The 25,390-nt window shown below is 59.8% G+C and carries 20 protein-coding genes; 8 read left to right on the top strand and 12 right to left on the bottom strand.

Annotated elements, in window-relative coordinates; genetic code table 11:
- Positions 1-24: 24 nt before the first annotated feature.
- The 11 genes from AT6N2_RS19960 to AT6N2_RS19910 form a co-directional block, all read right to left on the bottom strand.
- Positions 25-798, bottom strand: coding sequence for a DeoR/GlpR family DNA-binding transcription regulator (locus AT6N2_RS19960; RefSeq protein WP_063950263.1), 774 nt, complete (start codon positions 796-798; stop codon positions 25-27).
- 118 nt (positions 799-916) lie between these two features.
- Positions 917-2,395 (bottom strand): siroheme synthase CysG, encoded by a 1,479-nt coding sequence (cysG, locus tag AT6N2_RS19955; RefSeq protein WP_209090982.1) that lies wholly within the window; start codon positions 2,393-2,395, stop codon positions 917-919.
- On the bottom strand, positions 2,367-5,015 hold the full coding sequence (locus tag AT6N2_RS19950; protein ID WP_209090980.1) for a nitrate reductase: 2,649 nt from the start codon (positions 5,013-5,015) through the stop codon (positions 2,367-2,369). Before AT6N2_RS19950 ends, cysG begins: the two co-directional genes overlap by 29 nt.
- 237 nt (positions 5,016-5,252) lie before the next feature.
- Complete coding sequence (nirD, locus tag AT6N2_RS19945) at positions 5,253-5,588, bottom strand: nitrite reductase small subunit NirD (RefSeq protein ID WP_209090978.1); 336 nt, start codon at positions 5,586-5,588, stop codon at positions 5,253-5,255.
- Between the two features lie 5 nt (positions 5,589-5,593).
- Positions 5,594-8,041, bottom strand: a complete 2,448-nt coding sequence (nirB, locus tag AT6N2_RS19940) for a nitrite reductase large subunit NirB (protein WP_209090976.1) — start codon at positions 8,039-8,041, stop codon at positions 5,594-5,596.
- 5 nt (positions 8,042-8,046) lie between these two features.
- On the bottom strand, positions 8,047-8,844 hold the full coding sequence (locus AT6N2_RS19935; RefSeq protein WP_209090974.1) for an ABC transporter ATP-binding protein: 798 nt from the start codon (positions 8,842-8,844) through the stop codon (positions 8,047-8,049).
- A gap of 13 nt (positions 8,845-8,857) precedes the next feature.
- Positions 8,858-9,751, bottom strand: coding sequence for a nitrate ABC transporter permease (gene ntrB / locus AT6N2_RS19930; protein ID WP_209090972.1), 894 nt, complete (start codon positions 9,749-9,751; stop codon positions 8,858-8,860).
- A gap of 113 nt (positions 9,752-9,864) precedes the next feature.
- Positions 9,865-11,157 carry a CmpA/NrtA family ABC transporter substrate-binding protein gene (locus tag AT6N2_RS19925; RefSeq protein ID WP_209090970.1) on the bottom strand — a complete coding sequence of 431 codons (1,293 nt, stop codon included), beginning with the start codon at positions 11,155-11,157 and terminating at the stop codon, positions 9,865-9,867.
- A 379-nt stretch (positions 11,158-11,536) separates the two neighbouring features.
- Positions 11,537-12,820 carry a CmpA/NrtA family ABC transporter substrate-binding protein gene (locus tag AT6N2_RS19920; RefSeq protein WP_209090968.1) on the bottom strand — a complete coding sequence of 428 codons (1,284 nt, stop codon included), beginning with the start codon at positions 12,818-12,820 and terminating at the stop codon, positions 11,537-11,539.
- 36 nt (positions 12,821-12,856) lie between these two features.
- A complete protein-coding gene (locus tag AT6N2_RS19915) occupies positions 12,857-13,444 on the bottom strand; it encodes an ANTAR domain-containing response regulator (protein ID WP_209091932.1) in 588 nt (195 codons plus the stop codon).
- Between the two features lie 100 nt (positions 13,445-13,544).
- Positions 13,545-14,210: a GntR family transcriptional regulator gene (locus AT6N2_RS19910; RefSeq protein WP_063950255.1), complete on the bottom strand. Its 666-nt coding sequence runs from the start codon at positions 14,208-14,210 to the stop codon at positions 13,545-13,547.
- 266 nt (positions 14,211-14,476) lie between these two features.
- Between AT6N2_RS19910 and AT6N2_RS19905 the strand changes: the two genes are divergently transcribed.
- The 6 genes from AT6N2_RS19905 (at position 14,477) to amyA (ending at position 22,276) form a co-directional block, all read left to right on the top strand.
- Positions 14,477-15,718 carry an NRAMP family divalent metal transporter gene (locus AT6N2_RS19905; RefSeq protein WP_063950254.1) on the top strand — a complete coding sequence of 414 codons (1,242 nt, stop codon included), beginning with the start codon at positions 14,477-14,479 and terminating at the stop codon, positions 15,716-15,718.
- 25 nt (positions 15,719-15,743) lie between these two features.
- Positions 15,744-16,511, top strand: a complete 768-nt coding sequence (locus AT6N2_RS19900) for a LamB/YcsF family protein (RefSeq protein ID WP_209090966.1) — start codon at positions 15,744-15,746, stop codon at positions 16,509-16,511.
- Between the two features lie 12 nt (positions 16,512-16,523).
- Positions 16,524-17,333 (top strand): putative hydro-lyase, encoded by an 810-nt coding sequence (locus AT6N2_RS19895; RefSeq protein WP_209090964.1) that lies wholly within the window; start codon positions 16,524-16,526, stop codon positions 17,331-17,333.
- Positions 17,334-17,340: 7 nt separating this feature from the next.
- Positions 17,341-18,930: a 5-oxoprolinase/urea amidolyase family protein gene (locus AT6N2_RS19890; protein WP_209091930.1), complete on the top strand. Its 1,590-nt coding sequence runs from the start codon at positions 17,341-17,343 to the stop codon at positions 18,928-18,930.
- Positions 18,931-18,947: 17 nt separating this feature from the next.
- Positions 18,948-20,678: an acetyl/propionyl/methylcrotonyl-CoA carboxylase subunit alpha gene (locus tag AT6N2_RS19885; RefSeq protein WP_209090962.1), complete on the top strand. Its 1,731-nt coding sequence runs from the start codon at positions 18,948-18,950 to the stop codon at positions 20,676-20,678.
- A gap of 110 nt (positions 20,679-20,788) precedes the next feature.
- Positions 20,789-22,276: an alpha-amylase gene (gene amyA / locus AT6N2_RS19880; RefSeq protein ID WP_209090960.1), complete on the top strand. Its 1,488-nt coding sequence runs from the start codon at positions 20,789-20,791 to the stop codon at positions 22,274-22,276.
- A gap of 29 nt (positions 22,277-22,305) precedes the next feature.
- Here amyA and soxR read toward each other — a convergent pair whose 3' ends face one another.
- Entirely contained in the window at positions 22,306-22,761 is a 456-nt protein-coding gene (gene soxR, locus AT6N2_RS19875; protein WP_209090958.1) for a redox-sensitive transcriptional activator SoxR, read from the bottom strand.
- A 372-nt stretch (positions 22,762-23,133) separates the two neighbouring features.
- Between soxR and asnB the strand changes: the two genes are divergently transcribed.
- Entirely contained in the window at positions 23,134-25,119 is a 1,986-nt protein-coding gene (gene asnB, locus AT6N2_RS19870; protein WP_209090956.1) for an asparagine synthase (glutamine-hydrolyzing), read from the top strand.
- On the top strand, positions 25,116-25,376 hold the full coding sequence (locus AT6N2_RS19865; RefSeq protein WP_209090954.1) for an acyl carrier protein: 261 nt from the start codon (positions 25,116-25,118) through the stop codon (positions 25,374-25,376). Before asnB ends, AT6N2_RS19865 begins: the two co-directional genes overlap by 4 nt.
- The last annotated feature ends 14 nt before the right edge of the window (positions 25,377-25,390 follow it).

The following is a 25,390-nucleotide window of genomic DNA, read 5'->3' as shown; positions in this document are numbered from 1 at the left end:
AAACGAAATTCGGAAGTCGCTAGGTCAGCCGTCCTGCGCCTCGGTTTCGATCAGGCGGACATCGTGATCTGCGCAGATGCTGCGGATGGAATCGACCGGACAATGGTCCGTAATAAATGTGTGGACCTGAGAGAGATGGCCGATCCGCACCGGGGCCGTGCGCTCGAATTTCAGTGAATCCGATACGAGAATCACATGACGGGCATTGGAGATGATCGCCTGCGCGACCTTGACCTCGCGGAAGTCGAAATCCAGTAAAGCCCCGTCTTCATCGATAGCTGAAACGCCGATCACGGCAAAATCGACCTTGAACTGGCGAATGAAATCCACTGCTGCTTCCCCGACGATACCTCCATCGGAACCACGCACGACGCCGCCGGCAATCACCACTTCAATGCCCGGGAACACCCGTAACCTGTTAGCAACATTGATATTATTGGTGATCACCATCAGTTCGTGATGGTCCGCAAGGGCTTCGCCCACCGCCTCCGTGGTCGTGCCGATATTGATGAAAAGCGACGAGTTGTTCGGGATGAGCGCTGCGGCGGCAGCGCCAATGGCCTGCTTTTCAATAGAAGCAATCGCCCGACGCGCTTCATATTTGACGTTTTCATTGCCGCTGGGGAAAAGCGCGCCGCCATGAATACGCGTCAGGACGCGCGTATCGCAGAGATCGTTGAGGTCCTTACGGATCGTCTGGGGTGTCACCGAAAACCGCGCCGCCAGCTCGTCAACCAGCACCCGCCCATTCGCTTTTGCCAGCGCAACGATTTCATCCTGACGCGGTGTAAGCAGCATTTCACCCTCCCTCCTCTTTCAATTTTTTCGTTTTATTGAAGAGCGAAGGAAAAACCAATGTCAAGGTACGGTTGAGCGCCGGAGGCGCCTGCTTTTACCGGAACGGCCGAAAATCCCTTTAGCCAGCTATTCGTATTGGAGCGGCATCCGCTGTCTTTGCGTGTTCAGCCGCAGGCGCCGTACGTGCGGCATGAAACGTATCACCGATGCCGATAAGAACAGGCTCATTCACGCCTAATCCCGTCACGCCCTCTGCCAGTTGCGCAAGCGAACCGCACCAGCGTTTCTCATTGTGACGACTGACGGAAACCATCACCACCACCGGCGTCGCGGCGGGCATTCCATTGGCAATCAATGATGCCTGAATATCCGCCGCGGTTCGTCCGCCCATGTAGAAAATAGTTGTTACTGACGGGTTCGAAAGGGCCGGCCAGTCGATATTGTCCGGCAGTTTTCCCTGTCGTGAATGGCCGGTGACGAAGCGGACCGACTGGGCGTGATCGCGATGCGTCAAAGAAACGCCGAGGCGTAAGGCCATGGCGCTTGCGGCGGTGATGCCGGGCACGACCTCGACGGGGATGTTTTCCGCTTCCAGCGCGGCGATCTCCTCACCGGCGCGCCCGAAAATCATCGGATCGCCTGACTTCAGCCGCACCACTCTCTTGCCGGCCTTGGCAAGCGTGATCATCATGTCGTTGATGTCTTCCTGTTTACAGCTTTCCCGACCGCCGCGCTTGCCGACCAGCATCCGCTTGGCCTCCCGCCGCGCCAGTTCCAGCACCTCCGCCGAGACGAGATCATCGAACAGGATGACGTCGGCCGCCTGCAGGGCGCGCACCGCTTTCAGGGTTAAAAGCTCGGCATCGCCCGGCCCCGCGCCCACAAGCGTAACCGACCCGACGGTGGCCGCCGTCCGAGCAGCTTGTGTCCCGAGATCGGCGAGCAAGCGCTCCTCACTGTCGTCATCAAGACGCTCCGTGAAGGCTCGATCGACGAATTTTTCCCAGAACGAACGCCGCGCGCTGCCAGGCGAGAGCCGCATGTTGACACGCTCGCGGATAGACGCCGCAAGTGCCGCCCAGTCCTTCAGGGAGCGCGGCAGCAATGTCTCGATCCGGCGACGAATGGCCTGCGCCAGGATGGGGGCTGCCCCATCGGTGGAAATCGACACCACGACCGGTGAGCGATTGACGATCGACCCAAACTGGAACTGGCAGAATTCCGGCTTGTCGATGATGTTGACGGGAACGCCTGCCGCGCGCGCCGCCTGATAAAACCGCTCGGCCTCGCACAGGGTCTCGCAATCCGCCAGCGCCAGTTCCGCGCCCGCCAAACTGTCTTCGTTCCAGCAACAGTCGTGCCATGTCAGCCGCGCGCTCTTTGCCATCAGCGAGATCAGGCATTGCGAAAGCTCGCGCTCCTTGCAATACAGATGAAGCTCAGCGCCGCAGGCGAGCAGCAGCTCCGCCTTCCAGGCGGCGGCATCCGATCCGCCAGCCAGCACAACGCGCTTGTTCTCTAGCCCCCAAAAAATGGGCAACGTCGCGAGCTTTTCCATGCGGGCCGGTTCATTCCGCTGCGGTTTTAAGGCATCCATCGATGATCCCCCTGATTTCGGCGCGGCAGGAGCCGCAATTGGTTCCGGCGTTCAACGCCTTGCCGATGGCTTCGACGCTGTGGCAACCATCACGGATGGCGGCGGTGATCTGGTTCACCCCGACATTGAAGCAGGAGCAGACGGTAGCGCCCGGATCGGACCGCCCTGCCCCCGGACGCCCGGCCACCAGCGCAAAACGCAGACGCAAATCCTCATGGCGTTCGGTCAATTGCGCGATCGCCCAGTTGCGGGCAACGGCCACAGGCTCTTCGGCGATGAACAGCGCCGCCAGAAGAGTGTCGCCGTTAAAGAAAGCCAGGCGCAGATCGCCGGTCTGCCGGTCGCTATATCCCAGCGGCTCGACGCGCGCCTCGATGCCGAAAACCCGCCGCGCCCAGAGCGTCCAGTCCCGCGGCACTTCAGCGAAGGCCAGCTCCATGCGATAGCCCCCATGCGCCTTGGCAATCGCCCAATAGGCGCAATCGGGCACATCTGGCCGGGTGCGGGAAATGGCGAAGCCGTAAGCTTTTGCTTCGTAACGCCTTGCCCGAACGCCCACATTCTTCGAAGCCGGCTGGCCGGAATGCGGGTCCGTTACCGGCGCGACCACCACGTCGATCCGCGCCTTCGAGGCAAACCGGTCGTTCCAATGCATCGGCACGAAGACCGAGCCGCGCGCCTGTCTTTCGCTCACCAGCGCCCGCAGCAGCACCCTGCCATGCGGGCTTTCCAGTTCCACCAGATCGGCGCTTTTTATGTCGAGCGCCTGCGCATCGCGCGGGTGAAGTTCGGCGAACGGCTCGGCGATATGGGCGGTGAGGCGGGCGCTTTTGCCGGTGCGCGTCATCGTGTGCCATTGGTCGCGGATGCGGCCGGTATTCAGCGTCAGCGGGAAATCCGCCGATGTCCTGTCTGTCTGCGGCAAGGCGGTGGCGATGAGCCTTGCCCGGCCATCGGCATGGTAAAACCGGCCGTTCGCGAAAAAGCGCGTCACCTCGGCCTTGCCCGCCTCGGCTTTTGGCCATTGGAAGGGTGTCATCGTATCGTAGCCATCCCGGTCGATCCCGCCGATATCGAAATCGCGGCTTCCGGCATTTTCGAAAGCGGAAAGAGCGGCATGTTCGGCAAAAATCTCCGATGGCTGACGAAAAGCGAAGGCGGCGGCGAAGCCCATGCGCCGGGCCACTTCCGCCATCTGCCACCAGTCCGCTTTCGCTTCGCCCGGCGCATCGAGAAAACCGCGCTGGCGGGAAATGCACCGCTCGGAATTGGTGACAGTGCCGTCCTTTTCACCCCAGCCAAGCGATGGCAGAAGCACATGCGCATGGCGGGCCGTATCGGTACTCGCCATGACATCGGACACCACGACGAAAGGACAGGCCTTGATGGCCGCCTCGACGGCGCCGGCATCCGGCATGGAAACCACCGGATTGGTGGCCATGATCCACAGCGCCTTTATGCGACCGTCGGCCACGGCCCTGAACATGTCCACCGCCTTCAGTCCGGGTTTTTCCGCAATGGCGGGCGAGGCCCAGAAGCGTCGCACGCGGTCGCGATCCTCGGCATTTTCGATAGCCATATGGGCGGCCAGCATGTTGGCCAGCCCGCCGACTTCGCGTCCGCCCATGGCGTTCGGCTGGCCGGTCAGCGAAAAGGGACCCATGCCCGGCCTGCCGATGCGGCCGGTGGCAAGGTGGCAATTGATGATAGCGTTGACCTTGTCGGTGCCGCTTTGTGACTGGTTGACGCCTTGGCTGTAGCAGGTGACGGTTTTTTCGGTGCGTTCGAACAATTCGTAAAAGGAAATCAGTTCGGCAATCGCCAAGCCGGTGGCTTCGGCGATCTCCGGCAGGCTATGCTCGCTTGCTGCCTGCATCGCTGCATCAAAACCGAGCGTGTGATTTTCCACATAACCGCGATCGATTGCAGGACTATCGGAAAGATGCGCCAGCAAGCCGGTGAACAGCGCCACATCTCCATCCGGGCGGATGGCGAGGTGCATATCGGCAATATCGGCGCTCATCGTCCGACGCGGATCGATGACAACGACTTTCATGTCCGGCCGCGCCGCCTTTGCCGCCGCAAGCCTTTGGTAAAGTACTGGATGGCACCAGCCGAGATTGGAACCGGTGAGGATCACCAGATCGGCAAGCTCCATATCCTCATAGGTGCCCGGCACCGTATCGGCCCCGAAGGCACGGCGATGGCCGGCGACGGAAGACGACATGCAGAGCCTGGAATTGGTATCGATGTTGGCCGAGCCGATGAAACCCTTCATCAGCTTGTTGGCGAGATAATAATCCTCGGTCAGCAATTGGCCGGAGACGTAAAAGGCGACCGAATCCGGGCCGTGTTCGGCGATGGCTTGAGAAAACCGGGAAGCGACGAGATCGAGTGCCTCGTGCCATGCGGCCGGTTTTCCGTGAATTTCAGGATGAAGAAGGCGGCCATCGAGATCGATGGTTTCGGCCAGAGCCGAGCCTTTGGAACACAGGCGGCCGAAATTGGCGGGGTGATCCGGATCGCCTTTGACGGAAACGACGCCGGAATCATTGACGGTGGCGATGACGCCGCAGCCGACGCCGCAATAGGGACAGGTAGTCTTGGTTTCAACGGGCATGGGTTTGCCCTCTCAGTGAGTACTGTTTACCCCGCCTCGGTATGTGGCGCTTACCCCCCTCGGTCCTGCCGGACATCTTCCCCTCAAGGGGGAGATCACTTGCGGCACGGACTTCGTTTCACAGTTTAGGTCGCCGACCGTAGAGATGAAGCGGAAAGTCTGCCGCTTGTCGATCTCCCCCCTTGAGGGGGAGATGCCCGGCAGGACAGAAGGGGGTAACCTCACTGCCATCGCCATTCACTCCGCCGCTATCATCAAAGTTTCGAGCGCTATCGAAAGCCTTCCGTCGAGATTGCGTATCGGAATCGTCCTCACCTCGCCCTCATCAGCCCCCAGCGCCTTGCCGGTCTCCAGCGAAATAACCCAATTGTGCAAGGGACACGTCACTGAAGCCCCATGCACGATGCCCTGGGAGAGCGGCCCGCCCTTATGCGGGCAATGGTCCTCAATCGCGAAGACCTGATTTTCCGCCGTGCGGAACACGGCGATCTTGCCCATCGGGGTTTTCACGCAGCGCGCGCCGCGCAACGGGATGTCGGAGATATCGCCAATATCGATCCAGTTGCTGTCCATCGTCCTCACTCCGCCGCCTCGCTGAAACCGATCGCCGCCATGGGCCTGAACTCATGCTTGTCGCGGCCGGACACCCGTTCCGACCAGGGATCGACCTGCGCGAATTGCTGACTGAAGACGAAGCGCTCGAAATAGGCCCGGCGCTTGTCGGCATCCTCCATGATCTGGCGGCGCACCTCGTCGTAACCGATGCGCTTGGCCCATTTGTAGATGCGCTCGAGATAGCGCGCCTGTTCGCGATACATCTGCGTCAGCGCGACGATATGTTCCAGCGCCTCGTCCTCGGTATGGACGAGACCGAGCACTTCCGTGCCCTTGATATCGAGACCGGCGGCGCCGGCGAAATGGATCTCGAAACCGGAATCGACGCAGATGACGCCGATATCCTTGCAGGTGGCCTCCGCGCAGTTGCGCGGACAGCCGGAAACGGCGAGCTTCAGCTTGGCGGGCGTCCACGAGCCCCACATGAATTTTTCGATGCGGATGCCGAGCCCGGTGGAATCCTGCGTGCCGAAACGGCACCATTGCTGGCCGACGCAGGTTTTGACCGTGCGCAAGCCCTTGGCATAGGCCTGACCGGAAATGAAGCCGGCCTTGCCGAGATCGGCCCAGACGGCGGGCAGATCCTCCTTCTCGATGCCGAGAAGGTCGATACGCTGGCCGCCCGTCACCTTCACCATCGGAATATCGAACTTGTCGACCACATCGGCAATCGCCCGAAGCTCGGAGGAGGAGGTGACGCCGCCCCACATGCGCGGCACGACGGAATAGGTGCCGTCCTTCTGGATATTGGCGTGAACGCGCTCATTGATGTAACGCGACTGGTAATCATCGGCATATTCGTCCGGAAAATCGCAGACGAGATAATAATTGAGCGCCGGCCGGCACTTGGCGCAGCCGCAGGAGGTCTTCCATTCCAATTCCTGCATCACGGCGGGAATGGTCTTCAGGCCCTTGGCCTTGATAAGCAGGCGCACATCGTCATGGCCGAGATCGGTACATTTGCACATGGGCTGCACGGCAGCGGGATTGTAGCTGCCGCCGAGCGTTATCGTCATCAGCTGCTCGACAAGGCCGGTGCAATTGCCGCAGGAGGCGGACGCCTTGGTGTGGGCGCGCACATCGTCGAGCGACGTCAGCCCCTTGGACGTGATTGCCGACGTGATCTTGCCCTTGCAGACGCCGTTGCAGCCGCAGATTTCCGCATCATCCGGCAAGGCTGCAACGGCCGCCATAGGGTCCAGCGGCGACCCTCCCTGATAGGCCTGACCGAAGATCAGGGTTTCGCGCATGGCGGAAATATCGGTCGATTTCTTCATCAGGTCGAAGAACCACGATCCGTCCGCCGTCTCGCCGTAAAGAACCGCGCCGATGATGCGGTTTTCCTTGAGGATCAGGCGCTTGTAGACACCGGCGGTGGCGTCGCGCAGCACGATTTCCTCGCGGTCGTCGCCTTCTGCGAAATCGCCGGCGGAAAACAGGTTGATGCCGGTAACTTTCAGTTTCGTGTTGGTGACGGAGCCGTGATATTCGGCCGAGCCGCCACACAGCCGGTCCGCGAGCACACGCGCCGATTCGTAAAGCGGTGCAACCAGCCCGTAGCACATGCCGCGATGCTCGGCGCATTCGCCGAGCGCGTAGATCGAAGCGTCCGAGGTCATCATGCCGTCATCGACGACGATGCCGCGATTGACGGCGAGACCAGCGTCCTTGGCAAGACCGGAAGCCGGGCGAATGCCGACCGCCATCACGACCATGTCGCCCTTGATGATCCGGCCGTCCTCCAGCTCGATGCCTTCGACCTTTTCCTCACCGAGAATGCATTTGGTATTGGCCTTGGTGATGATGTCGATGCCGCGCTCGGTGAGCGCCTTTTCGAGAAGATAGGCCGCTGCCGGATCGAGCTGGCGCTCCATGATCGTCGGCATCAGGTGGATGACGGTAACGTCCATGCCCTGGCGCTTGAGACCATATGCGGCCTCCAGCCCGAGGAGACCGGCGCCAATGACGATGGCGCGGCCCTTGCCCTCGGCGATCGCCAGCATCTTCGTGACATCGTCGAGATCGCGATAGGCGAGCACGCCAGGAAGCTGATGGCCGGGGACGGGGATGATGAAGGGCAGGGAACCGGTGGCGATCACCAGCTTGTCGTAGGAAACCGTGATGCCGTTTTCGCTGGTGACGGTCTTTTTGTCCCGGTCGATGCCCGTCACTTTGGCACCCTTGTGCAAGGTGACGTTATTGGCCGCATACCAGTCGTCATTATGGATGACGATATCGTCATAGCTCTTCTCACCTGAAAGTACCGGCGAGAGCATGATGCGATCGTAATTGACGCGCGGCTCGGCGTTGAAAATGGTGACATCGTAAAGGCCGGGCGCGGTTTCGAACAGGTTTTCCAGCATGCGCCCCGGCGCCATGCCATTGCCGATGATGACGAGTTTTTGCGTCATGATTGTTACTCCGCGGCTTCGACGAAGCGGTGACGTTCGTAAAGGAACTTCAGCACGGCCTCGCGGCATTTGAGGTAGGTCTTGTCGGATGCAAGCTCGATGCGGTCGCGCGGGCGGGCGAGCGGCACGTCCAGCACTTCGCCGATATGGGCGGCGGGACCGTTGGTCATCATCACGATGCGATCGGAAAGCAGCACCGCCTCATCGACATCATGGGTGATCATGACCATGGTGTTGCCGAGCCGCGCGTGGATTTCCATCACGGCGTCCTGAAGATGGGCGCGAGTCAGCGCGTCGAGCGCCCCGAAAGGCTCGTCCAGCAGCAGGATCTTCGGTTCCATGGCGAGCGCCCGGGCGATGCCGACGCGCTGCTTCATGCCGCCGGAAATTTCCGAGGGTTTCTTGTCCCTGGCATGTGCCATCTGCACGAGATCGAGATTGCGCATGACCCAGTCATGGCGTTCGGCACGTGTTTTTGTCCTGCTGAACACCTTCTCTACGGCGAGATTGACGTTCTCATAAACCGAAAGCCAGGGCAGCAGGCTGTGGTTCTGGAACACGACTGCGCGTTCCGGACCGGGCTCGTTGACCTCCCGGTTTTCGAGCAGAACGGCACCGGCCGAAACCTTCGTCAGCCCGGCGATGAGGTTGAGCATCGTGGATTTGCCGCAGCCGGAATGGCCGATGACCGAAACGAATTCGCCTTTTTCGATGGTGAGGTTGATGCCTTTCAGCACCTCGGCGCGCGAGCCGCCCCTGTCGAAATATTTGTCGATGTGATCGAGCTTCAGATAAGCGTTCATAATCGTCGCCCTCTCAATTCGCCGCAACGCCGCGGGTGATGACCTTGCCGAGCGCCGCCACCAGCTTGTCGAGCATGAAGCCGACGACGCCGATATAGGCGAGCGCCACGATGATGTCGGGCAGACGCGAGGAATTCCACGCATCCCAGATGAAGAAACCGATGCCGACACCGCCGGTCAGCATTTCCGCCGCGACGATCGCCAGCCACGAAAGGCCGACACCGATGCGCAGGCCGGTGAAGATGTAAGGGGCTGCCGATGGCAGCATGATCTTGAAGAAGAATTCGAACTGGTTCAGCCGCAGCACCTGCGCCACGTTGCGGTAGTCCTGCGGAATATTGCGCACGCCGACCGCCGTATTGATGATGACCGGCCAGATGGAGGTGATGAAGATCACGAAAATCGCCGACGGATTGCTGTCCTGAAAGGCGGCCAGCGACAGCGGCAGCCAGGCGAGCGGCGGCACGGTGCGCAGCACCTGGAAGATCGGATCGAGACCGCGCATCGCCCAGACCGACTGGCCGATCACAGCCCCGAGGATGATGCCCGCGATAGCGGCAAGGCCGAAACCGTAAGCCACCCGCTCGAGCGAGACGAGGACACGCAGGCCAAGGCCGATATCCTGCGAACCGTTCTGGAAAAACGGCGAGACGATGAGATCGTAGCTCTCCTCGAAGACCTGGCTCGGCGGCGGCAGGGAGGCGCCGGGGGCGGAACAGAGCAATTGCCAGATCCCGAGCAGAATGGCGAGGACGACGAAGGGTGGGACGATGTTGCGGGCCGCGATCGCACCCCAGTTGCGCAGATCGATGCGCGGCAACTGCCTCGGCGCGAGCGCCACGACGTTTGCCTTGCGTACTGCCGGCTGCTGCGGCTCTTCCTTGAATTTTCGCGCTAATGCGGACATGGGCATTTCCTCTTGATTGCGGTTGCGGTCAGGGCTCGCCCTTCATCCGGTCTTCAGTCTCGGCCGCCGAAAGGCGGGCACTGGCGGATGAAGGGCGATGCCCGGTCTCCTCCTCAGGAGGCCGCCTTGATGGAAAGGCTTTCGAGATAGGCGGACGGATTTTCCGGGTCGAAGACCTTGCCGTCGAAGAAGGTTTCCTTGCCGCGCGAGGTGGAGGCGGGAAGATCGGCAACGCCGAGGTCCTTGGCCGCCGCGCGCCAGATATCCTCACGGTTCACCTTCGCAACCAGCGCCTTCACATCGGTGTCGGGCGCGAATTTTCCCCAGCGGATGTTTTCGGTGATGAACCAGCTGTCATGGCTGTGGAACGGATAGGAGGCATGGTCCTGCCAGAACTTCATCTGCAGGCCAGTATTTTCCATGACGCGGCCGTTGCCGTAATTGATATTGCCCTTGAGGCGGCCGAGAACATCCTTCGGCGGTACGTTGAACCATTGGCGTTTGCCGAGGATGGCGGACATCTCCTCCTTGTTGGCCATCTCGTCGCACCATGCTTGAGCTTCCATCACGGCCATCAGCAGGGCCTTGGTGGCGTTGGGGTTCTTTTCCACCCAGTCGGCGCGCATGCCGAGCGCCTTTTCCGGATGGCCCTTCCAGAGTTCACCTGTCGTACAGGCAGTAAAGCCGATGCCCTGATTGACCAGCTGCTCGTTCCACGGCTCGCCCACACAGAAGACGTCCATGTTGCCGACCTTCATGTTGGCGACCATCTGCGGGGGCGGAACGACGATGGTGGAGACGTCCTTGTCCGGATCGATGCCGCCGGCGGCGAGCCAATAGCGGATCCAGAGATCATGGGTGCCGCCGGGGAAGGTCATGGCCGCCTTGATTTCCTTGCCTTCGGCCTTCTTCTTCTCGAAAGCCGCCTTCAGTTTGGATGCATCCAGCTGAACGCCGGTCTCGGCATATTCCCTGGCGACGGAGATGCCCTGGCTGTCGAGGTTTAGGCGCGCGAGGATGGTCATCGGCACCGGCACATTGTTCTGGGTTACCTTGCCGGTATGCATGAGATACGGCATCGGCGTCAGGATGTGTGCGCCGTCGATGCCGTTCGAGGCGCCGCCGAGCACCAGATTATCGCGCGTCGCACCCCAGGAAGCCTGCTTTAGAACCTCGACCTCGGGCATGCCATGTTTGGCGAACAGGCCCTTTTCCGCCGCGATGACGAGCGGCGCGGCATCGGTGAGCGCGATAAAGCCGATTTTCGCGCCTTTCACTTCCGGCTCAGCGGTTGCCGCGAAAGCACCGGAGGGAAAGGCCACGCGTAAGGCGCTGACGAGGGCTGCCGCGGCTGTCGTCTGAAGTATCGTGCGGCGGCTGACATCGCCGGAGAATATCTTTTTCATTCGCATGTTCCCCTTATTGGGCCACCTCTGCGGGTGACGCTTTCGCTTGCGAAAAAACCTGAAAACAAAAAAACGCCGCTCGGTGTTTGCGCCTTCGGAACGGGAGGTGTTCCGGGCAGCAAAACCTTGCGACGTCTATGTCTTTGAAAGCGCCTATGCCGCGCCCTGCTCGCTCCGATCGCCGTTGACCGGTGCAAACAATAGGAAGCAAGAGGCGTGCCAGTTTACAAAATTAAGTTTAAATCATTGAAAATAAAAGTTTATTTATCGAGATCGACCGCATGATTAAATTTTAATCAGCGACATTCTTGTCTTTCCTTTGTGCAAATTGGAGGAATGCGCGCTTGAAATTTGCGCAGATGGAACGGCGAAAGACCGATCATGCCTCACCCGGAGTGGCGGAAACGGGTGCAAATGTGCGCACGGCAAAGCTGTTCACATAACTGGCTATATCGGCAGGATCGAACACGACGCCATCCACGAAACGGTCTCCCTCGTCTTGCCCCTCGATGCGGATGTCGGCATCGTCGGGCGCTTTCCCGTCACCTAAAGCCGCCCGATAAATATCCGGTCGATAGGCAGAGAGAGCGGCGTTGCCACCGGCCTCAGACAATTCCGCCTGCCCCCAGCGGACCATCTGGCTGTAAATCCACAGGGCCTGGCTTTGGCGCGGATAATTGGCGTGGTCGCCATGGAAGGTGAAATATTTGTCGATGACCCGACGGTTGCCCTGGCTGTCGATGCTGAATTCGCCCGCTAGCACGCGGCGAATAATGCTTTGCGGCGCGCCGATATAACGCGGATCGGCGAGCGCACCACTCAGCGCGTCGTGATTATCTGCGCTATCACACCAGCTTGCGGCGGCATCGAGCGCCGTCAATAGCCTCCCCACCGTTTCCGGCTGGCTTTCCGCCCATTCCGGCCGCATGGCGATGACTTTTTCGGGAGCGGAGGGCCACAAATCCTGCTTGGCAGCCACGATCCGTCCGACACCACGCTCGGCAGCGACAATGTTCCATGGCGCACCGACACAGAAGCCATCGATGGCGCCTGCCGCCAGCGCATCCGAGGTCATGGGCGGCGGCACCACCACAAGCTTCACATCATGATCGGGATGAATGCCACCGGCGGCGAGCCAATAGCGGAACTCGTAGTTATGCGAGGAAAACGGGTAGGTCATACCAAGCGTCGGCGGCGGTTCGCCGCGCGCGCGCATATCATCGAGCACCCGCTTCAACGCCTCGGCATTTTCGAGCGCTCCCGCCGTTTCGGAAAGCCCGGTCAAAGCCTTCATCCGTGCAAACAGCCGGGTCGAAAGCGTGATCGCATTTCCGCCACGTCCGAGTGAAAAGGGCGTGATTGTCGGCGACGGATTGGAGCCGAGCCCGAGCATGGAGGCGACGGGCATCGGCGACAGCATATGGGCGATATCGAATTGCCGGAACGCCAACCGGTCGCGCACATTCGCCCAGGAAACATCCTTGACGAGATCGAGCGTCAGGCCCTCGCGTTCGGCGAAACCGAATTCGGCCGCAGCAATGAGAACGGACGCATCGACAAGAGGAATAAAACCTGCACGCAGGATTTTTTGCCGGTCGCTGCCGACCATTGCCGGTGAACCAGGGGCTTGCGTTTCGCCGCCATGTGATTCCGGTGCCGCCATTTCACGCACTCCTTGATTGTCCGGCCGGCAGGTTCGTCAGATCAACAGACCCGCCGCGGTGACCACGCTTTGCGCGATCTCGGAAATCTTCTTTTTTTCGTTCATCGCCGTCTGCCGCAGAAGCGCAAAAGCCTGTTCCTCGGAAAGGCCGCGCATCTTCATCAATATACCCTTCGCCCGCTCCACGACCTTGCGTTCCTCCAGCGCCGATTTTGCATCGGCAAGTTCCCGCTGCAGGCGGCTGAAGGCATTGAATCGGCTGACGGCCATATCGAGAATGGGCTTGACCCGCTCCTTCTTCAGCCCGTCGACCACATATGCCGACACCCCGGCCTCGACCGCCGCCTCGATGGAGGCCGTATCGGAACGATCGACAAACATGGCGATGGGGCGGCTTACCGTGCGGGTCAGCTGGAAAAGATGCTCCATCATATCACGGTTGGGATTTTCAAGATCAATGAAGATGACATCGGGCTGCAGCGTCTCGATGGTGCGAGCGACCCCGTTCACCTCATGGATGACGGTGACGCGCTGATATCCAGCTTCGCGTAGCCCCTCCTCGATGATGGAGGCGCGGATCGCGTTTTCGTCAATGACAAGAATGGTGAGGTCGCGAAGCGTCATGGCAGCATTGATGACGCAGCGCAGCAAACTTGGCAATCGCCTCGATCTGCAAAAGTGGGACGGTACGGCAAGGAACGTTTCTAAACCTGCCGCCCGCACCTCAAGAGGCGTGTTCGACGGCGCGTTCGAGCGCCTTCAGTACCGTGCGCTCGGAAAGATTGAGATAGATATCCATCTCGTCGCCCGCCTCTTTCGCCTTGCCTTCCTCCATCAGCGACAGGATTTTGCTGTTCATGTCGACAAAGGGAGAATGAAGCTGTTCGGGATCTTTCAGGAGGCCGAAACACAGCCTCAGTTCCGCAGCGATACGCTCGTAAAAGTCGCTGATCCGGGCACTGTCGAGGAGATCGACCACGGCGGCGTGAAATTTCATGTTGGCGCTGCCCACGCCCAGCCAATCGGCGGCCTCGCGCTTGATTTTGGCGTCCTCGACCGCTGCGCGCATCGTCTTGATCGCCGCATGCTTGTGCCAGGCCTGGCGCAGGGCCCCACACTCAACCATGCGCCGCACCCGGTAAATGTCGATGACCGAAGACATGGTGGGCACGGCAACAAAGACGCCACGATTGGCTTCATGACGCAGCAGCCCGTCCTTCGTCAAAAGGCGGAATGCTTCGCGCAGCGAGTTGCGGGAGACATCAAAACGTTCACTGAAGGCCGCCTCTGAAAGGCGCTGCCCCGGCGCCAGCTCACCAGATATCAGCAGGGTGCGAATACCCTTGGCCAATCGATCCGCAAGCGGCAGACCTTCTATCGTTTCCGTCATGGCGCTCCTTTCTGAAGAGCAATGCAGCATCGGGAATTCCGTGACAGGCATGTTCAGACACGGCTATGTTCTGCCCATAGCACAAAGCATTAGCAAAGCACGAAAAAAACGTGGTGAATTCATGCGCATAACGTCCAACAAATAGACAAAATGAGAGAACGATTATTATTTATTGTTGAACAATATTGACAATTTCACAGAACACGACAAACTCTTGCCATAAAGCATCCGCGAGGGGCGGATAGCGATAGGAGCGGAGAAAATCCATGGAGCAGAAAAAGCTCACCCCGACTGCCGATCTAAAAATGTCAAAACGAGCTTCGCTTCTGGGAGCGATCTTCCTGATGGCGACCTCCGCCATCGGTCCGGGCTTCATCACGCAAACGGCGACATTCACCACGCAGCTGGGCGCTGCCTTCGCCTTCGGCATTCTTGCGTCCATCCTCATCGACTTCGTTGTTCAGCTCAACATCTGGCGCATTGTTACGTTGACGCGTATGCGCGCATCCGACATCGCCAATGCCGCCATTCCCGGTTCTGGTTATCTCCTGGCCATCCTCGTCATTGTTGGTGGCTTGTTTTTCAACATCGGCAACATTGGCGGCACCGGACTTGGCCTAAACGCCATTTTCGGGCTTGATCCGAAAATCGGCGGCGCCATCAGTGCCGTTTTCTCCATCGCCATTTTCGTTTCCAAGCGGGCGGGCCTTGCGGTCGACCGTTTCATCATCTTCGCCGGCATCCTGATGATCGTGCTCACGCTCTATGTGGCTTTCGTTTCCGCTCCGCCGGTGGGCGACGCTTTCCGCCAGACCTTCCTGCCAGACACGATCAATTTCGCCACCATCACCACCATCGTCGGCGGCACTGTTGGCGGCTACATCACCTATTCCGGCGCACATCGGCTGCTGGACCGCGGCATGGTCGGCATCGAAAACCTGCCGGCCGTCAATCGGGCCGCTTTGACCGGCATCGCCGTCACCGGCGTCATGCGCTATGTGCTGTTCCTTGCCATTCTCGGTGTCGTCGCCAGCGGTGTCATCATCGACACCTCCAGTCAGGCCGCCAACCCTGCCGCACAGGCTTTCCGTTCGGCCGCCGGCGACCTTGGCTTCCGGCTTTTCGGCATCATCTTCTGGGCCGCAGCCATCACCAGCGTCATCGGCGCGGCCTATACCTCCGTTTCATTCCTGCCAGTCTTCAAACAGGACATGACGGAACGCGCCCGCAACATGGCAACGGTGGTTTTCATCGCCGTCTCGCTCGTCTGCTACCTGCTGATCACGACGCCGCCCGCCGCCATGCTGGTCTTCGTCGGTGGCCTGAACGGCCTCATTCTGCCCATCGGCCTCAGCATCTTCCTGTTTGCCGCATGGAAACGTGAAGACCTGATGGGTGGCCACCGCTACTCGCGTGTTCTGCTGGTGCTCGGCGTTCTGACTTGCGCATTGACATGGTACATGGGCTACAAGTCCGCTGGCACCATCTTCGGCCTGCTCGGCCTGTAAGCAAGAAACCAAAAGGGAGGCAAACATGGCCGCTATCGATCTCAACAGCGATCTTGGCGAAAGTTACGGCGCATGGCGCATGGGGGATGACGAGGCAATGCTCGCCATCGTTTCCAGCGCCAACATCGCCTGCGGATTTCATGCAGGCGACCCGGCCGGTATCTACCGCACCGTCAAGGCCGCTGCCGAAAAGGGCGTGGTCGTTGGCGCCCATGTCTCCTATCCGGACCGCGTCGGCTTCGGCCGCCGCGATCTGGACGCCACCTCGGAAGAACTGATTGCCGATGTCATCTACCAGATCGGCGCGCTGAAAGGCGTTTCCGCCGCGGCCGGCACCACGGTTCGTTACGTCAAGCCGCATGGCGCGCTCTATAACCGCATCGCCAATGATGCGAAACAGGGGCAGGCCGTGATCGACGGCATCAAGGCAATCGATCCTTCACTGGTGCTGATGGGCCTTGCCAACGCGCCCATCCTCGATCTCGCCCGCAAATCCGGTCTTGCCGTCGTTGCCGAAGCCTTTGCCGACCGCGCCTATACGCCTCAGGGCCAGCTCGTCTCCCGCCGCGAAGCCGGGGCCGTGCTGCATGACGCGACAAAAATCGCCGAACGCATGGTGCAGCTTGCCCGCGAAGGCACGTTGGAGGCAATCGATGGCAGCGTCATAAAAATCGAGGCGCAATCCATCTGCGTGCATGGTGACAGCCCCGGTGCGGTCGCGATCGCCCAGGAAATCCGCCGTCGCTTCGAGGCTGATAGCATCGACATCCATTCCTTCGCATCCGATCGCTGAAAGGGGTAGTCGATGACGATACCAACATCCTATCTCAACCACACGGATGCCGAGACAGCACGAAAGGCCCGTGCGACCTATCGCGACGGCCTTGTCGCACCCACCTCAGGCATTGCACCCGGCTTCACGCAGGCGAACATGATCGTACTGCCGCGTGACTGGGCCTTCGACTTTCTGCTTTATGCGCAACGCAATCCAAAACCCTGCCCGGTCCTTGATGTTTCCGATCCCGGCTCGCCGACCACGCTTCTGGCTCCCGGTGCCGACCTCAGAACAGACCTGCCGCTCTACCGCATCTGGCGGGATGGCAAGCTTGCCGAGGAAACTGCCGACGCAACGGCCGCCTGGGCGGAGCGCGACGATCTCGTTGCCTTTCTGATCGGCTGCAGCTTCACTTTCGAGACTCCGATGGTGGAAGCGGGCATCGAAATCCGCCACATGACCGACAAGAGCAACGTTCCGATGTATCTGACCAACCGACCCTGCCGCCCCGCCGGTCGGCTGAAGGGCAATATGGTCGTTTCCATGCGGCCGATCCCGGCGTCGCGCGTGGCCGATGCTGCCACGATTTCCGGGCGTTTTCCGGCTGTGCATGGCGCGCCGGTACATGTCGGCGCACCGGAGGAGATCGGCATTTCCGATCTTGCAAAACCTGATTTTGGCGATGCCGTACGGATCGAACCCGGTGAGGTGCCGGTGTTCTGGGCCTGCGGCGTGACCCCACAGGCCGCCGTGATGGCATCCGGTGTTCCCTTTGCCATTACCCATGCGCCGGGCCACATGTTCATCACCGACATTCCCGACACCGCCTATCACGCGTGAGGATATGATGCGTTTTCTCCCCGTCAGCCTCACCACGATTCTTGTCGAACTCGCCGATCTCGATGAAACGCTGGCGCTGTTCGCCTCGCTTCAGAGTGATCCGGTCGAGGGCGTTGAAGAGACGGTGCCGGCTGCCCGTACCCTGATGATCCGTTTCCGCCCCGAAAAAATCGGTGCGGAGATGCTGGCGGCGCAGCTTGCAAGCCGCGACCTCTCGGCAAAGATAGCACCTTCGGACAATCTTGTGGAGATTCCCGTCCATTATGATGGTGAAGACCTCGCCGACGTTGCCGGCCTAACCGGCCTGAGCATCGAAGAGGTCATTCGCCGGCACACCGAAAGCGAATTCACCGTCGCCTTCTGCGGCTTCGCTCCCGGTTTTGGTTATCTGGTCGGAGGTGATCCCGCGCTGCATGTCCCGCGCCGGCAAAGCCCGCGCACCCGCATTCCGGCCGGCTCAGTAGCATTGGCCGGTGCTTTCAGCGGCGTCTACCCGCAAAACAGCCCCGGCGGCTGGCAAATCATCGGCACCACGCCGGTGAAGATGTGGGACATTGACCGCGATCCGGGCGCGCTCTTCCAGCCGGGCTACCGCGTGCGTTTCTTCGACATGGACAAGACCGGTCGAACGGTCGATATCCCAGCCCCGGCACCGGACAGGAAATTACCAAAAAAGGACCGCCCGCATTTCGAGGTGCTTGCCGCGCCGATGCCAGCCATTTTTCAGGACCTCGGCCGTTTCGGCCAGACCGGGCAGGGTGTCTCCGCGTCAGGCGCGCTGGATCGCGGCGCGTTCAACGCCGCAAATCGCATCGTCGGCAATCCGGTCAACACGCCCTGTCTCGAACTGACGCTCAGCGGCTTTTCCTTCAAAAGTGCAAGCCGCGCCGTTATCGGCATAACCGGCGCCCCCTGCCCCATCACCATAACGGCGGCAGATCGCAGTTTCGTGGCAGAGACCTATGCACCAGTTTCCCTTGAGGCCGGTGACGTGGTGACCTTCGGCCAACCGCCGAAGGGCATGCGCTGTTATCTTGCCGTGCGTGGCGGGTTCGATATCGAGGCGGTTCTCGGCAGTTTTGCAACCGATACTCTGGCTGTCGTCGGCCCCGATCCGGTGGGTGCAGGCACCATTCTGCCGCTCAAGGGTGAGAAATCCGGTCTATCCAGCGTATCGATCGACGAGGTTCCGGCTTTCGATCCCCCGGCAACGGGCGAGATCGTGACACTGGACGTCGTCCTCGGGCCCCGAACCGACTGGTTTACGCAAGAGGGTATCGAGACGCTGACCGGCCAACTCTGGCAGGTCACCCCGCAATCGAACCGCGTCGGCATTCGCCTTGCGGGCGACGTGCCGGTGGAACGCAGGGACAGCGCCGAATTGCCGAGCGAAGGCACGGCAACGGGCGCGATCCAGATTCCCCATAGCGGCCAGCCGGTTCTTTTCCTTGCCGATCACCCCCTGACCGGTGGTTATCCCGTCATCGGCGCAGTGGCCGAATATCATCTCGATCTTGCCGGGCAGATCCCGGTCAACGCCAAAATCAAATTCCGCCCGATCGGCCCCTTTGCCGAAATCGCAGCGAAAAACACATAGTTCGGAGGAGAAAAGCGATGAAAAAAGTGCTGATTGCCAATCGCGGCGAGATCGCGGTGCGCATCATCCGCGCCTGTCGCGATTACGGCCTGCAATCGGTCGCCGTTTATGCCGACCCCGATCAGGACGCGCTTTTCGTCCGGCTGGCGGATGAGGCCTACGCGCTGGAGGGCGTGCGCCCCGCCGAGACCTATCTCGACATCGCCAAGCTGATCGCGATTGCCAAACGCGCCGGTGCGGACGCCGTGCACCCCGGTTACGGCTTTCTGTCCGAACGCGCGGAGTTTGCCCAGGCCGTCATCGATGCCGGCCTGATCTGGATCGGCCCCGACCCTCATGTCATCGAGGCGTTAGGCGATAAGGTCGAGGCACGGCGCATCGCCACGGGCGTTGGTGCGCCGCTGGTTGCTGGCAGTGATGGCCCCATCTCTTCCGCCGCAGAAGTCACCGCCTTTGCCGAACAGCACGGCCTGCCGGTCGCCATCAAGGCTGCCCATGGCGGTGGCGGGCGCGGCCTGAAGGTCGCGTGGAAGATGGAAGAGATCGCCGATCTCTACGAATCCGCGGTGCGCGAGGCAACTGCCGCCTTTGGCCGCGGTGAATGTTTTCTTGAACGTTTCCTCGACCGGCCGCGCCATATCGAAGCGCAGGTTCTGGCCGATAAACACGGCAATGTGCTTGTCCTTGGCACCCGCGACTGCTCACTGCAACGACGGAACCAGAAACTGATCGAAGAGGCGCCAGCCCCGTTCCTGTCCGATGAACAGCGGCAGAAAATCCACGCGGCCGCAAAGGCGATCTGCGCTGCCGCCGGTTATTCCGGCGCCGGCACCGTCGAATTCCTGCTCGGCGTCGATGGCACGATTTCCTTCCTTGAGGTCAATACACGCCTGCAGGTGGAACATCCCGTCACCGAGGAAACCACCGGCATCGATCTCGTCATCGAACAGTTCCGTATTGCGGAAGGCCAAAAGCTGCGTGTCCTCGAAACACCCGAACCACGCGGCCATTCGATGGAATTCCGTATTAATGCCGAAGACCCCGGCCGCGGTTTCCTGCCGACGCCCGGCTCAATCTCGGTTTTCGATGCCCCCTCCGGCCCTGGCATTCGCATGGATAGCGGCGTCGTGAGCGGCTCCAGCGTGCCTGGTGTGTTCGACTCGCTCATGGCGAAACTCGTCGTGACAGGTGTCGACCGCGATCAGGTTTTGCGCCGTGCCCGCCGCGCGCTGAAGGAGTTCCGTATCGAGGGTATCGCGACCGTACTGCCGTTCCATCGCGCCGCAATCGAGACGGACGACTTCATCGGCACGGATGGGTTCAAGGTTCACACCCGCTGGATCGAAACCGATTTCGCGGCCATGCCCGACGCCATGGAGCGCCCGGCACCGGCCGACGACCCTTCGATGACCCGCACCTATCTCGAAATCGACGGCAAGCGTGTTTCGGTCGGGCTGCCGAGCATTCTACTCTCCAGCCTCGGCACCGTTAGCGGAGGCAATGCAACCACGTCTGCGGCCGCGACCAAGGAAAAGGAGGGTGAAATCAATGCCCCCGTTTCCGGTACCCTGCAATCCTTCAAGGTAAAAGATGGTGACACTGTCTCAAAAGGCGATCTTCTGGCGGTCATGGAAGCCATGAAGATGGAGACGCAGATTGTCGCCACCAAGGCCGGCAAGGTTCGCCTCATCGGCAAGGAAGGCGACTATCTGCAGGCGGGAACGGCGGTGCTCGAAATAGCCGGCTAATATACGCCGGCGCGTCGGCCTCCCAATCCCAGATCGCCCGGCACCGGCGGCGGAACCCTTTCGTCACCGGGCCGTTTATGGCGCGACCTGCTAACCATTGTGAGGGACATATGGCCGGACGCACCTTGCTTCAATTCTTCCACTGGTATTATCCGGACGGAGGCAAATTATGGAGTGAGGTTGCAGAGAAGGCCGAAATCCTTGCCAAAATGGGCGTCACCGACGTCTGGCTGCCGCCCGCCTACAAGGGCGCAGCCGGCGGCTATTCGGTTGGATATGACACCTACGATCTCTTTGACCTCGGCGAATTCGACCAGAAAGGCACCGTCGCCACGAAGTATGGTGACCGCGGCGCCCTTGAGCATGCTGCAAAGACACTGAAAGAGAATGGCATCCGTGTCGTTCACGACGTCGTCCTCAACCACAAAATGGGTGCGGATGAAAAAGAAAACGTCCGTGTTCGCCGCGTCAATCCCGATGATCGTACCGAAATCGACGATGAGGACTTTTCCGCCCTCGCCTATACGCGCTTCACCTTTCCCGGCCGGGGCGGCACACACTCCGAGTTCATCTGGGATCACAGGTGTTTCAGCGGCGTCGATCACATCGAGGAACCGACAGAGAACGGCGTATTCCGCCTCGTCAACGACTATGGCGACGGTGAGTGGAACGAGGAAGTCGATCAGGAGAACGGTAATTTCGACTATCTCATGGGCGCTGACGTCGAATTTCGCAACAAGGCCGTTTATGAGGAGTTGAAATATTGGGGCCGTTGGCTCTCCGAGCAGGTTGAAGTGGATGGCTTTCGCCTCGACGCTGCCAAACATATCCCGGCCTGGTTCTTCCGCGACTGGGTGGGGCATATGCGTGAGGCGATCAACCCCGATCTTTTCGTCGTAGCAGAATATTGGCACCCAGACCTGGAGGCGTTGAAAAGCTATCTTGAACTCGTCGACAAGCAGCTGATGCTTTTCGACGTCGCTCTTCATCATAGCTTCCATGAGGCTTCGAAACAGGGTAGCGATTTTGACATGCGCAGCATCTTCAATGGCTCACTCGTCGCCGCCTTCCCCGACCATGCTGTCACGCTGGTCGATAATCACGATACCCAGCCGCTGCAAGCGCTCGAAGCGCCGGTGGAACCCTGGTTCAAACCTCTTGCCTACGCGATCATTCTGCTGCGGGAAAATGGCGTTCCCTGCGTCTTCTTTCCAGACCTGTTCGGCGCGAGTTATACCGACACCGGCAACGATGGCAGGGAATACACGATCGATATGCCTGCGATTGAATGCCTGCCGAAGCTGATCGAAGCCCGCAACCGTTTTGCCAACGGTCCACAGACGGACATTTTTGACGATGCGGACTGCGTCGCCTTTGTGCGACATGGCACGGCGGACGCGCCGGGATGCATTGTGGTGATGTCAAATGGCGGACCGGGGGAAAAACAAGCCGATCTCGGCCCCGAACGAGCGGGAACTGTCTGGCGCGACTATCTTGGCCACCGTGAGGAGCGGATCACCTTGGACGAAAACGGCAGGGGTGTCTTCCCAACCAATGGCGGCAGCGTCAGTGTCTGGGTCCCCGCCGACCTCTCGTAAGTTCCAACGGCCTTGGCAGAGATAGCTGCTTATTCAATGGAAACAAGGCGGCGCGGTCCAGCGCCGTCATCGGCCAGTACATCATTCGGGTTACGCAGGGGACAATCCTCAAGCGAAAGGCATCCGCACCCAATGCAGCCTGTCAGCTGATCACGCAGCATGACAAGGTTGTTGATGCGGGTCTGGAGCATTTCCCGCCAGGACTGCGAAAGTCTGCGCCAGTCCGCAGTCGATGCCACCCGGTCCTGGGGCAGATCGGCCATCGCATCCCTGATGACGCTGAGCTGGATGCCGGCGCGTTGCGCGATCCGGATAATGGCAATACGCCGCAAGACCGCGCGATGGTAGCGCCGCTGATTACCAGCGGTCCGCCACCCCTCGATCAGGCCCTTCGCCTCATAGAAATGAATTGTAGACACGGCAATGCCGCTGCGCCGCGCAACATCTCCGACCGACAGACTGTGTTTAAAGAGAGTGCTTTCCATTCCTGCTCCTGCTTCCGGATCATTGTCGCTGATAGATGCGACAAACGATCGAAGAGCAGCCGGTATAATTCCTCAACCAAGGTTGAGGTCAATAGAGAAGTGTCCCGAAAAGAGGCTTGACTGACTACGATCCGATCTGTGTTTGATGACAGGTTTGCAGTTACCACTTTTGCAATAGGATCAAATCTCTACCCTCTGATTGAGCGGATCGAACGCCCCATCTTTATGTTTGAGCCATTCGGTTGTTTCAGCGCCTCGATGAAATCGAAGCTGCAATTTAACCGACCGTAAGCCTTTCCTTCCCATAGTGGTCGAATTTCAAGCGGAAATACTTTATTCTGGAAAATAAATCGCGGGTTTTGTGGGTTATTGATGTGCGGTTTTGCGGGTTTTTTTGGGAACGTTCGTGAGCCGGCGCGGCTGCTTTCCGCGATGGCTGACGCCGTCTCCCACCGTGGGCCGGATGATCGTGGTCATTTCATCAGCTCTTCGACTGGGACCGCCCCTCAAGCAGGATTGGCGCATGTCCGCCTGTCGATTGTTGGCGTCGATGATAGCCACCAGCCTATGACCTCTCCCGACGGCAAGCTTGTGATTGCTTTCAACGGCGAGATTTTCAATCACGTCGAACTCCGCAAGGACCTGATCGCACAGGGCCATGTCTTCCGCACATCGGGCGATACCGAAGTCCTGCTTCAGCTTTATGATCGCCTGGGTGAGAAGTGCCTATCGCTGCTTAACGGCGACTTTTCGTTCGCAATCTGGGACGGTCGGCGCAATCGCGTGTTTCTTGCTCGCGATCGGATGGGCGTTCGCCCTCTGTTTTACATGCGCCACGCGGGAACCCTCTATTTTGCATCAGAGATTAAAGCCCTGCTGACGGTGCCCGGCTTTCAGGCTGCACTCGATCCTTTGGCGCTCGATCAGATCTTCACATTATGGTCGCCCATCGGTCCAAGAACCGCCTTTGCCGGCGTTTCTGAAATTGAACCCGGCACATCTATGGTGGCAACTCCCGACGGAGAGCACCTATCGTCCTATTGGCATCTCGATTTCCCGGATGCGGCGGATGCACGTGCCGACGAAGCCGGCGATACGAAGAGTACGGAAGAGCTGCGGTACCTCCTCGGTGACGCGACGCGTCTGCGTTTGCGCGCCGACGTTCCGGTGGGCGCCTGTCTCTCGGGAGGCCTCGATTCGTCTATCGTCTCAACACTTGCTGCCGAGCATTCTCCGCGCGGCCTGAAAACATTCTCGGTGGCCTTCCAATCCACTGAGTTTGACGAAAGTGCGTTCCAGCAGGAGATGGCGCGCCATCTCAATGTGCATCAAGCGACGACCCTGTGCACGAATGACGATATCTCGTCTCTCTTTCCCGAGGTCATTCGATTGGCGGAGAAGCCGCTAGTCCGCACCGCACCGGCACCAATGTTGAAGCTGTCGTCCCTCATCCGTCAAAACGGCATCAAGGTCGTGTTGACGGGCGAAGGCGCAGACGAAGTTTTTGCCGGCTACGATATTTTCAGGGAAGCCCACGTTCGACGGTTCTGTGCGAGACAGCCAGGATCAACAAAGCGCCCTGCTCTCTTTCGCAAGCTCTATCCCTATATGCCGGCTCTGCACAAACAAACCCCTGAGAGCCTCGCCGCATTTTTTGGTGTCCACGCAACGTCGCTTAAAGACCCGCTTTTTTCGCATCGTCCGCGTCTCAACAACACCGCTGCGGCAAAAATGTTCTTCTCTGCGGACCTCAAGGAGACCCTTCGCGGCTACGATGCAGCCGACGACATGATTGGTTGTCTGCCCGAACGCTTCGGAAGGTGGCATCCCCTGCATCAGGCGCAGTATCTGGAAACGCGGTTCCTCCTGCCCGGTTACATCCTGTCGAGCCAGGGAGATCGCATGTCGATGGGCAATGGCGTTGAAGGGCGTTATCCGTTCCTTGACCACCGCGTCGTTGAATTTGCCTCGACGTTGCCGCCGCAATCTAAACTGCGGGGTCTTCGGGAAAAACATATCCTACGCGAGGCACTGGGGCATCGCCTGCCGCAATCTATTGTGGAGCGCGCGAAACAACCCTATCGTGCACCGGACAGCCGTTCTTTCGTCGGTCAGGAAACGGCTGGCTATGTCGAAGAGGTATTCGACACGACGCGGCTCCGGGATCAGGGACTTTTTAATCCGCTGGCCGTTAATAAGCTGGTCGAGAAATGCAGGAATTCGGATGCACCCGGCTTCCGATCAGACACAGCCTTCGTTGGCATTCTGTCAACCGGGCTATGGTTGGACGCCTTTACCAAACCGAAAAATATAATGGATGCCGCGAAAGCGGACGATATTTTGGAGACATTGGCATGACTGGAACAACATCTCTCGCAGTTCGCACATTCATTCTGGAAAACTTCCTGTTCGGAGACGAAGCCGCTCTTCCAGCAGACAACCAATCCCTTATTGCCGGCGGCATCATCGATTCCACCGGCGTTCTGGAGCTGGTTGCATTTATCGAGGACGGCTTCGGCGTTAGTGTCGATGACACCGATATTACGCCGACCAATCTGGACTCGGTCGATGCGATCGTCTCCTTCCTGCAACGCAAGGCGCAGCTTGCGGCCTAAGCGTGGAAGTCCCG

Source organism: Agrobacterium tumefaciens, assembly GCF_017726655.1.
Classification (GTDB): domain Bacteria; phylum Pseudomonadota; class Alphaproteobacteria; order Rhizobiales; family Rhizobiaceae; genus Agrobacterium; species Agrobacterium tumefaciens_B.
The sequence above is the reverse complement of the archived record's forward strand: the minus strand, read 5'-3'. Positions and strand labels throughout refer to the sequence as shown.

Excerpts from the sequence above, each read along its gene's own strand:
- AT6N2_RS19960 (WP_063950263.1), bottom strand. The coding sequence starts at position 798 with ATGCTGCTTACACCGCGTCAGGATGAAATCGTTGCGCTGGCAAAAGCG.
- cysG (WP_209090982.1), bottom strand. The coding sequence starts at position 2,395 with ATGGATGCCTTAAAACCGCAGCGGAATGAACCGGCCCGCATGGAAAAG.
- AT6N2_RS19950 (WP_209090980.1), bottom strand. The coding sequence starts at position 5,015 with ATGCCCGTTGAAACCAAGACTACCTGTCCCTATTGCGGCGTCGGCTGC.
- nirD (WP_209090978.1), bottom strand. The coding sequence starts at position 5,588 with ATGGACAGCAACTGGATCGATATTGGCGATATCTCCGACATCCCGTTG.
- nirB (WP_209090976.1), bottom strand. The coding sequence starts at position 8,041 with ATGACGCAAAAACTCGTCATCATCGGCAATGGCATGGCGCCGGGGCGC.
- AT6N2_RS19935 (WP_209090974.1), bottom strand. The coding sequence starts at position 8,844 with ATGAACGCTTATCTGAAGCTCGATCACATCGACAAATATTTCGACAGG.
- ntrB (WP_209090972.1), bottom strand. The coding sequence starts at position 9,751 with ATGTCCGCATTAGCGCGAAAATTCAAGGAAGAGCCGCAGCAGCCGGCA.
- AT6N2_RS19925 (WP_209090970.1), bottom strand. The coding sequence starts at position 11,157 with ATGAAAAAGATATTCTCCGGCGATGTCAGCCGCCGCACGATACTTCAG.
- AT6N2_RS19920 (WP_209090968.1), bottom strand. The coding sequence starts at position 12,820 with ATGGCGGCACCGGAATCACATGGCGGCGAAACGCAAGCCCCTGGTTCA.
- AT6N2_RS19915 (WP_209091932.1), bottom strand. The coding sequence starts at position 13,444 with ATGACGCTTCGCGACCTCACCATTCTTGTCATTGACGAAAACGCGATC.
- AT6N2_RS19910 (WP_063950255.1), bottom strand. The coding sequence starts at position 14,210 with ATGACGGAAACGATAGAAGGTCTGCCGCTTGCGGATCGATTGGCCAAG.
- AT6N2_RS19905 (WP_063950254.1), top strand. The coding sequence starts at position 14,477 with ATGGAGCAGAAAAAGCTCACCCCGACTGCCGATCTAAAAATGTCAAAA.
- AT6N2_RS19900 (WP_209090966.1), top strand. The coding sequence starts at position 15,744 with ATGGCCGCTATCGATCTCAACAGCGATCTTGGCGAAAGTTACGGCGCA.
- AT6N2_RS19895 (WP_209090964.1), top strand. The coding sequence starts at position 16,524 with ATGACGATACCAACATCCTATCTCAACCACACGGATGCCGAGACAGCA.
- AT6N2_RS19890 (WP_209091930.1), top strand. The coding sequence starts at position 17,341 with ATGCGTTTTCTCCCCGTCAGCCTCACCACGATTCTTGTCGAACTCGCC.
- AT6N2_RS19885 (WP_209090962.1), top strand. The coding sequence starts at position 18,948 with ATGAAAAAAGTGCTGATTGCCAATCGCGGCGAGATCGCGGTGCGCATC.
- amyA (WP_209090960.1), top strand. The coding sequence starts at position 20,789 with ATGGCCGGACGCACCTTGCTTCAATTCTTCCACTGGTATTATCCGGAC.
- soxR (WP_209090958.1), bottom strand. The coding sequence starts at position 22,761 with ATGGAAAGCACTCTCTTTAAACACAGTCTGTCGGTCGGAGATGTTGCG.
- asnB (WP_209090956.1), top strand. The coding sequence starts at position 23,134 with ATGTGCGGTTTTGCGGGTTTTTTTGGGAACGTTCGTGAGCCGGCGCGG.
- AT6N2_RS19865 (WP_209090954.1), top strand. The coding sequence starts at position 25,116 with ATGACTGGAACAACATCTCTCGCAGTTCGCACATTCATTCTGGAAAAC.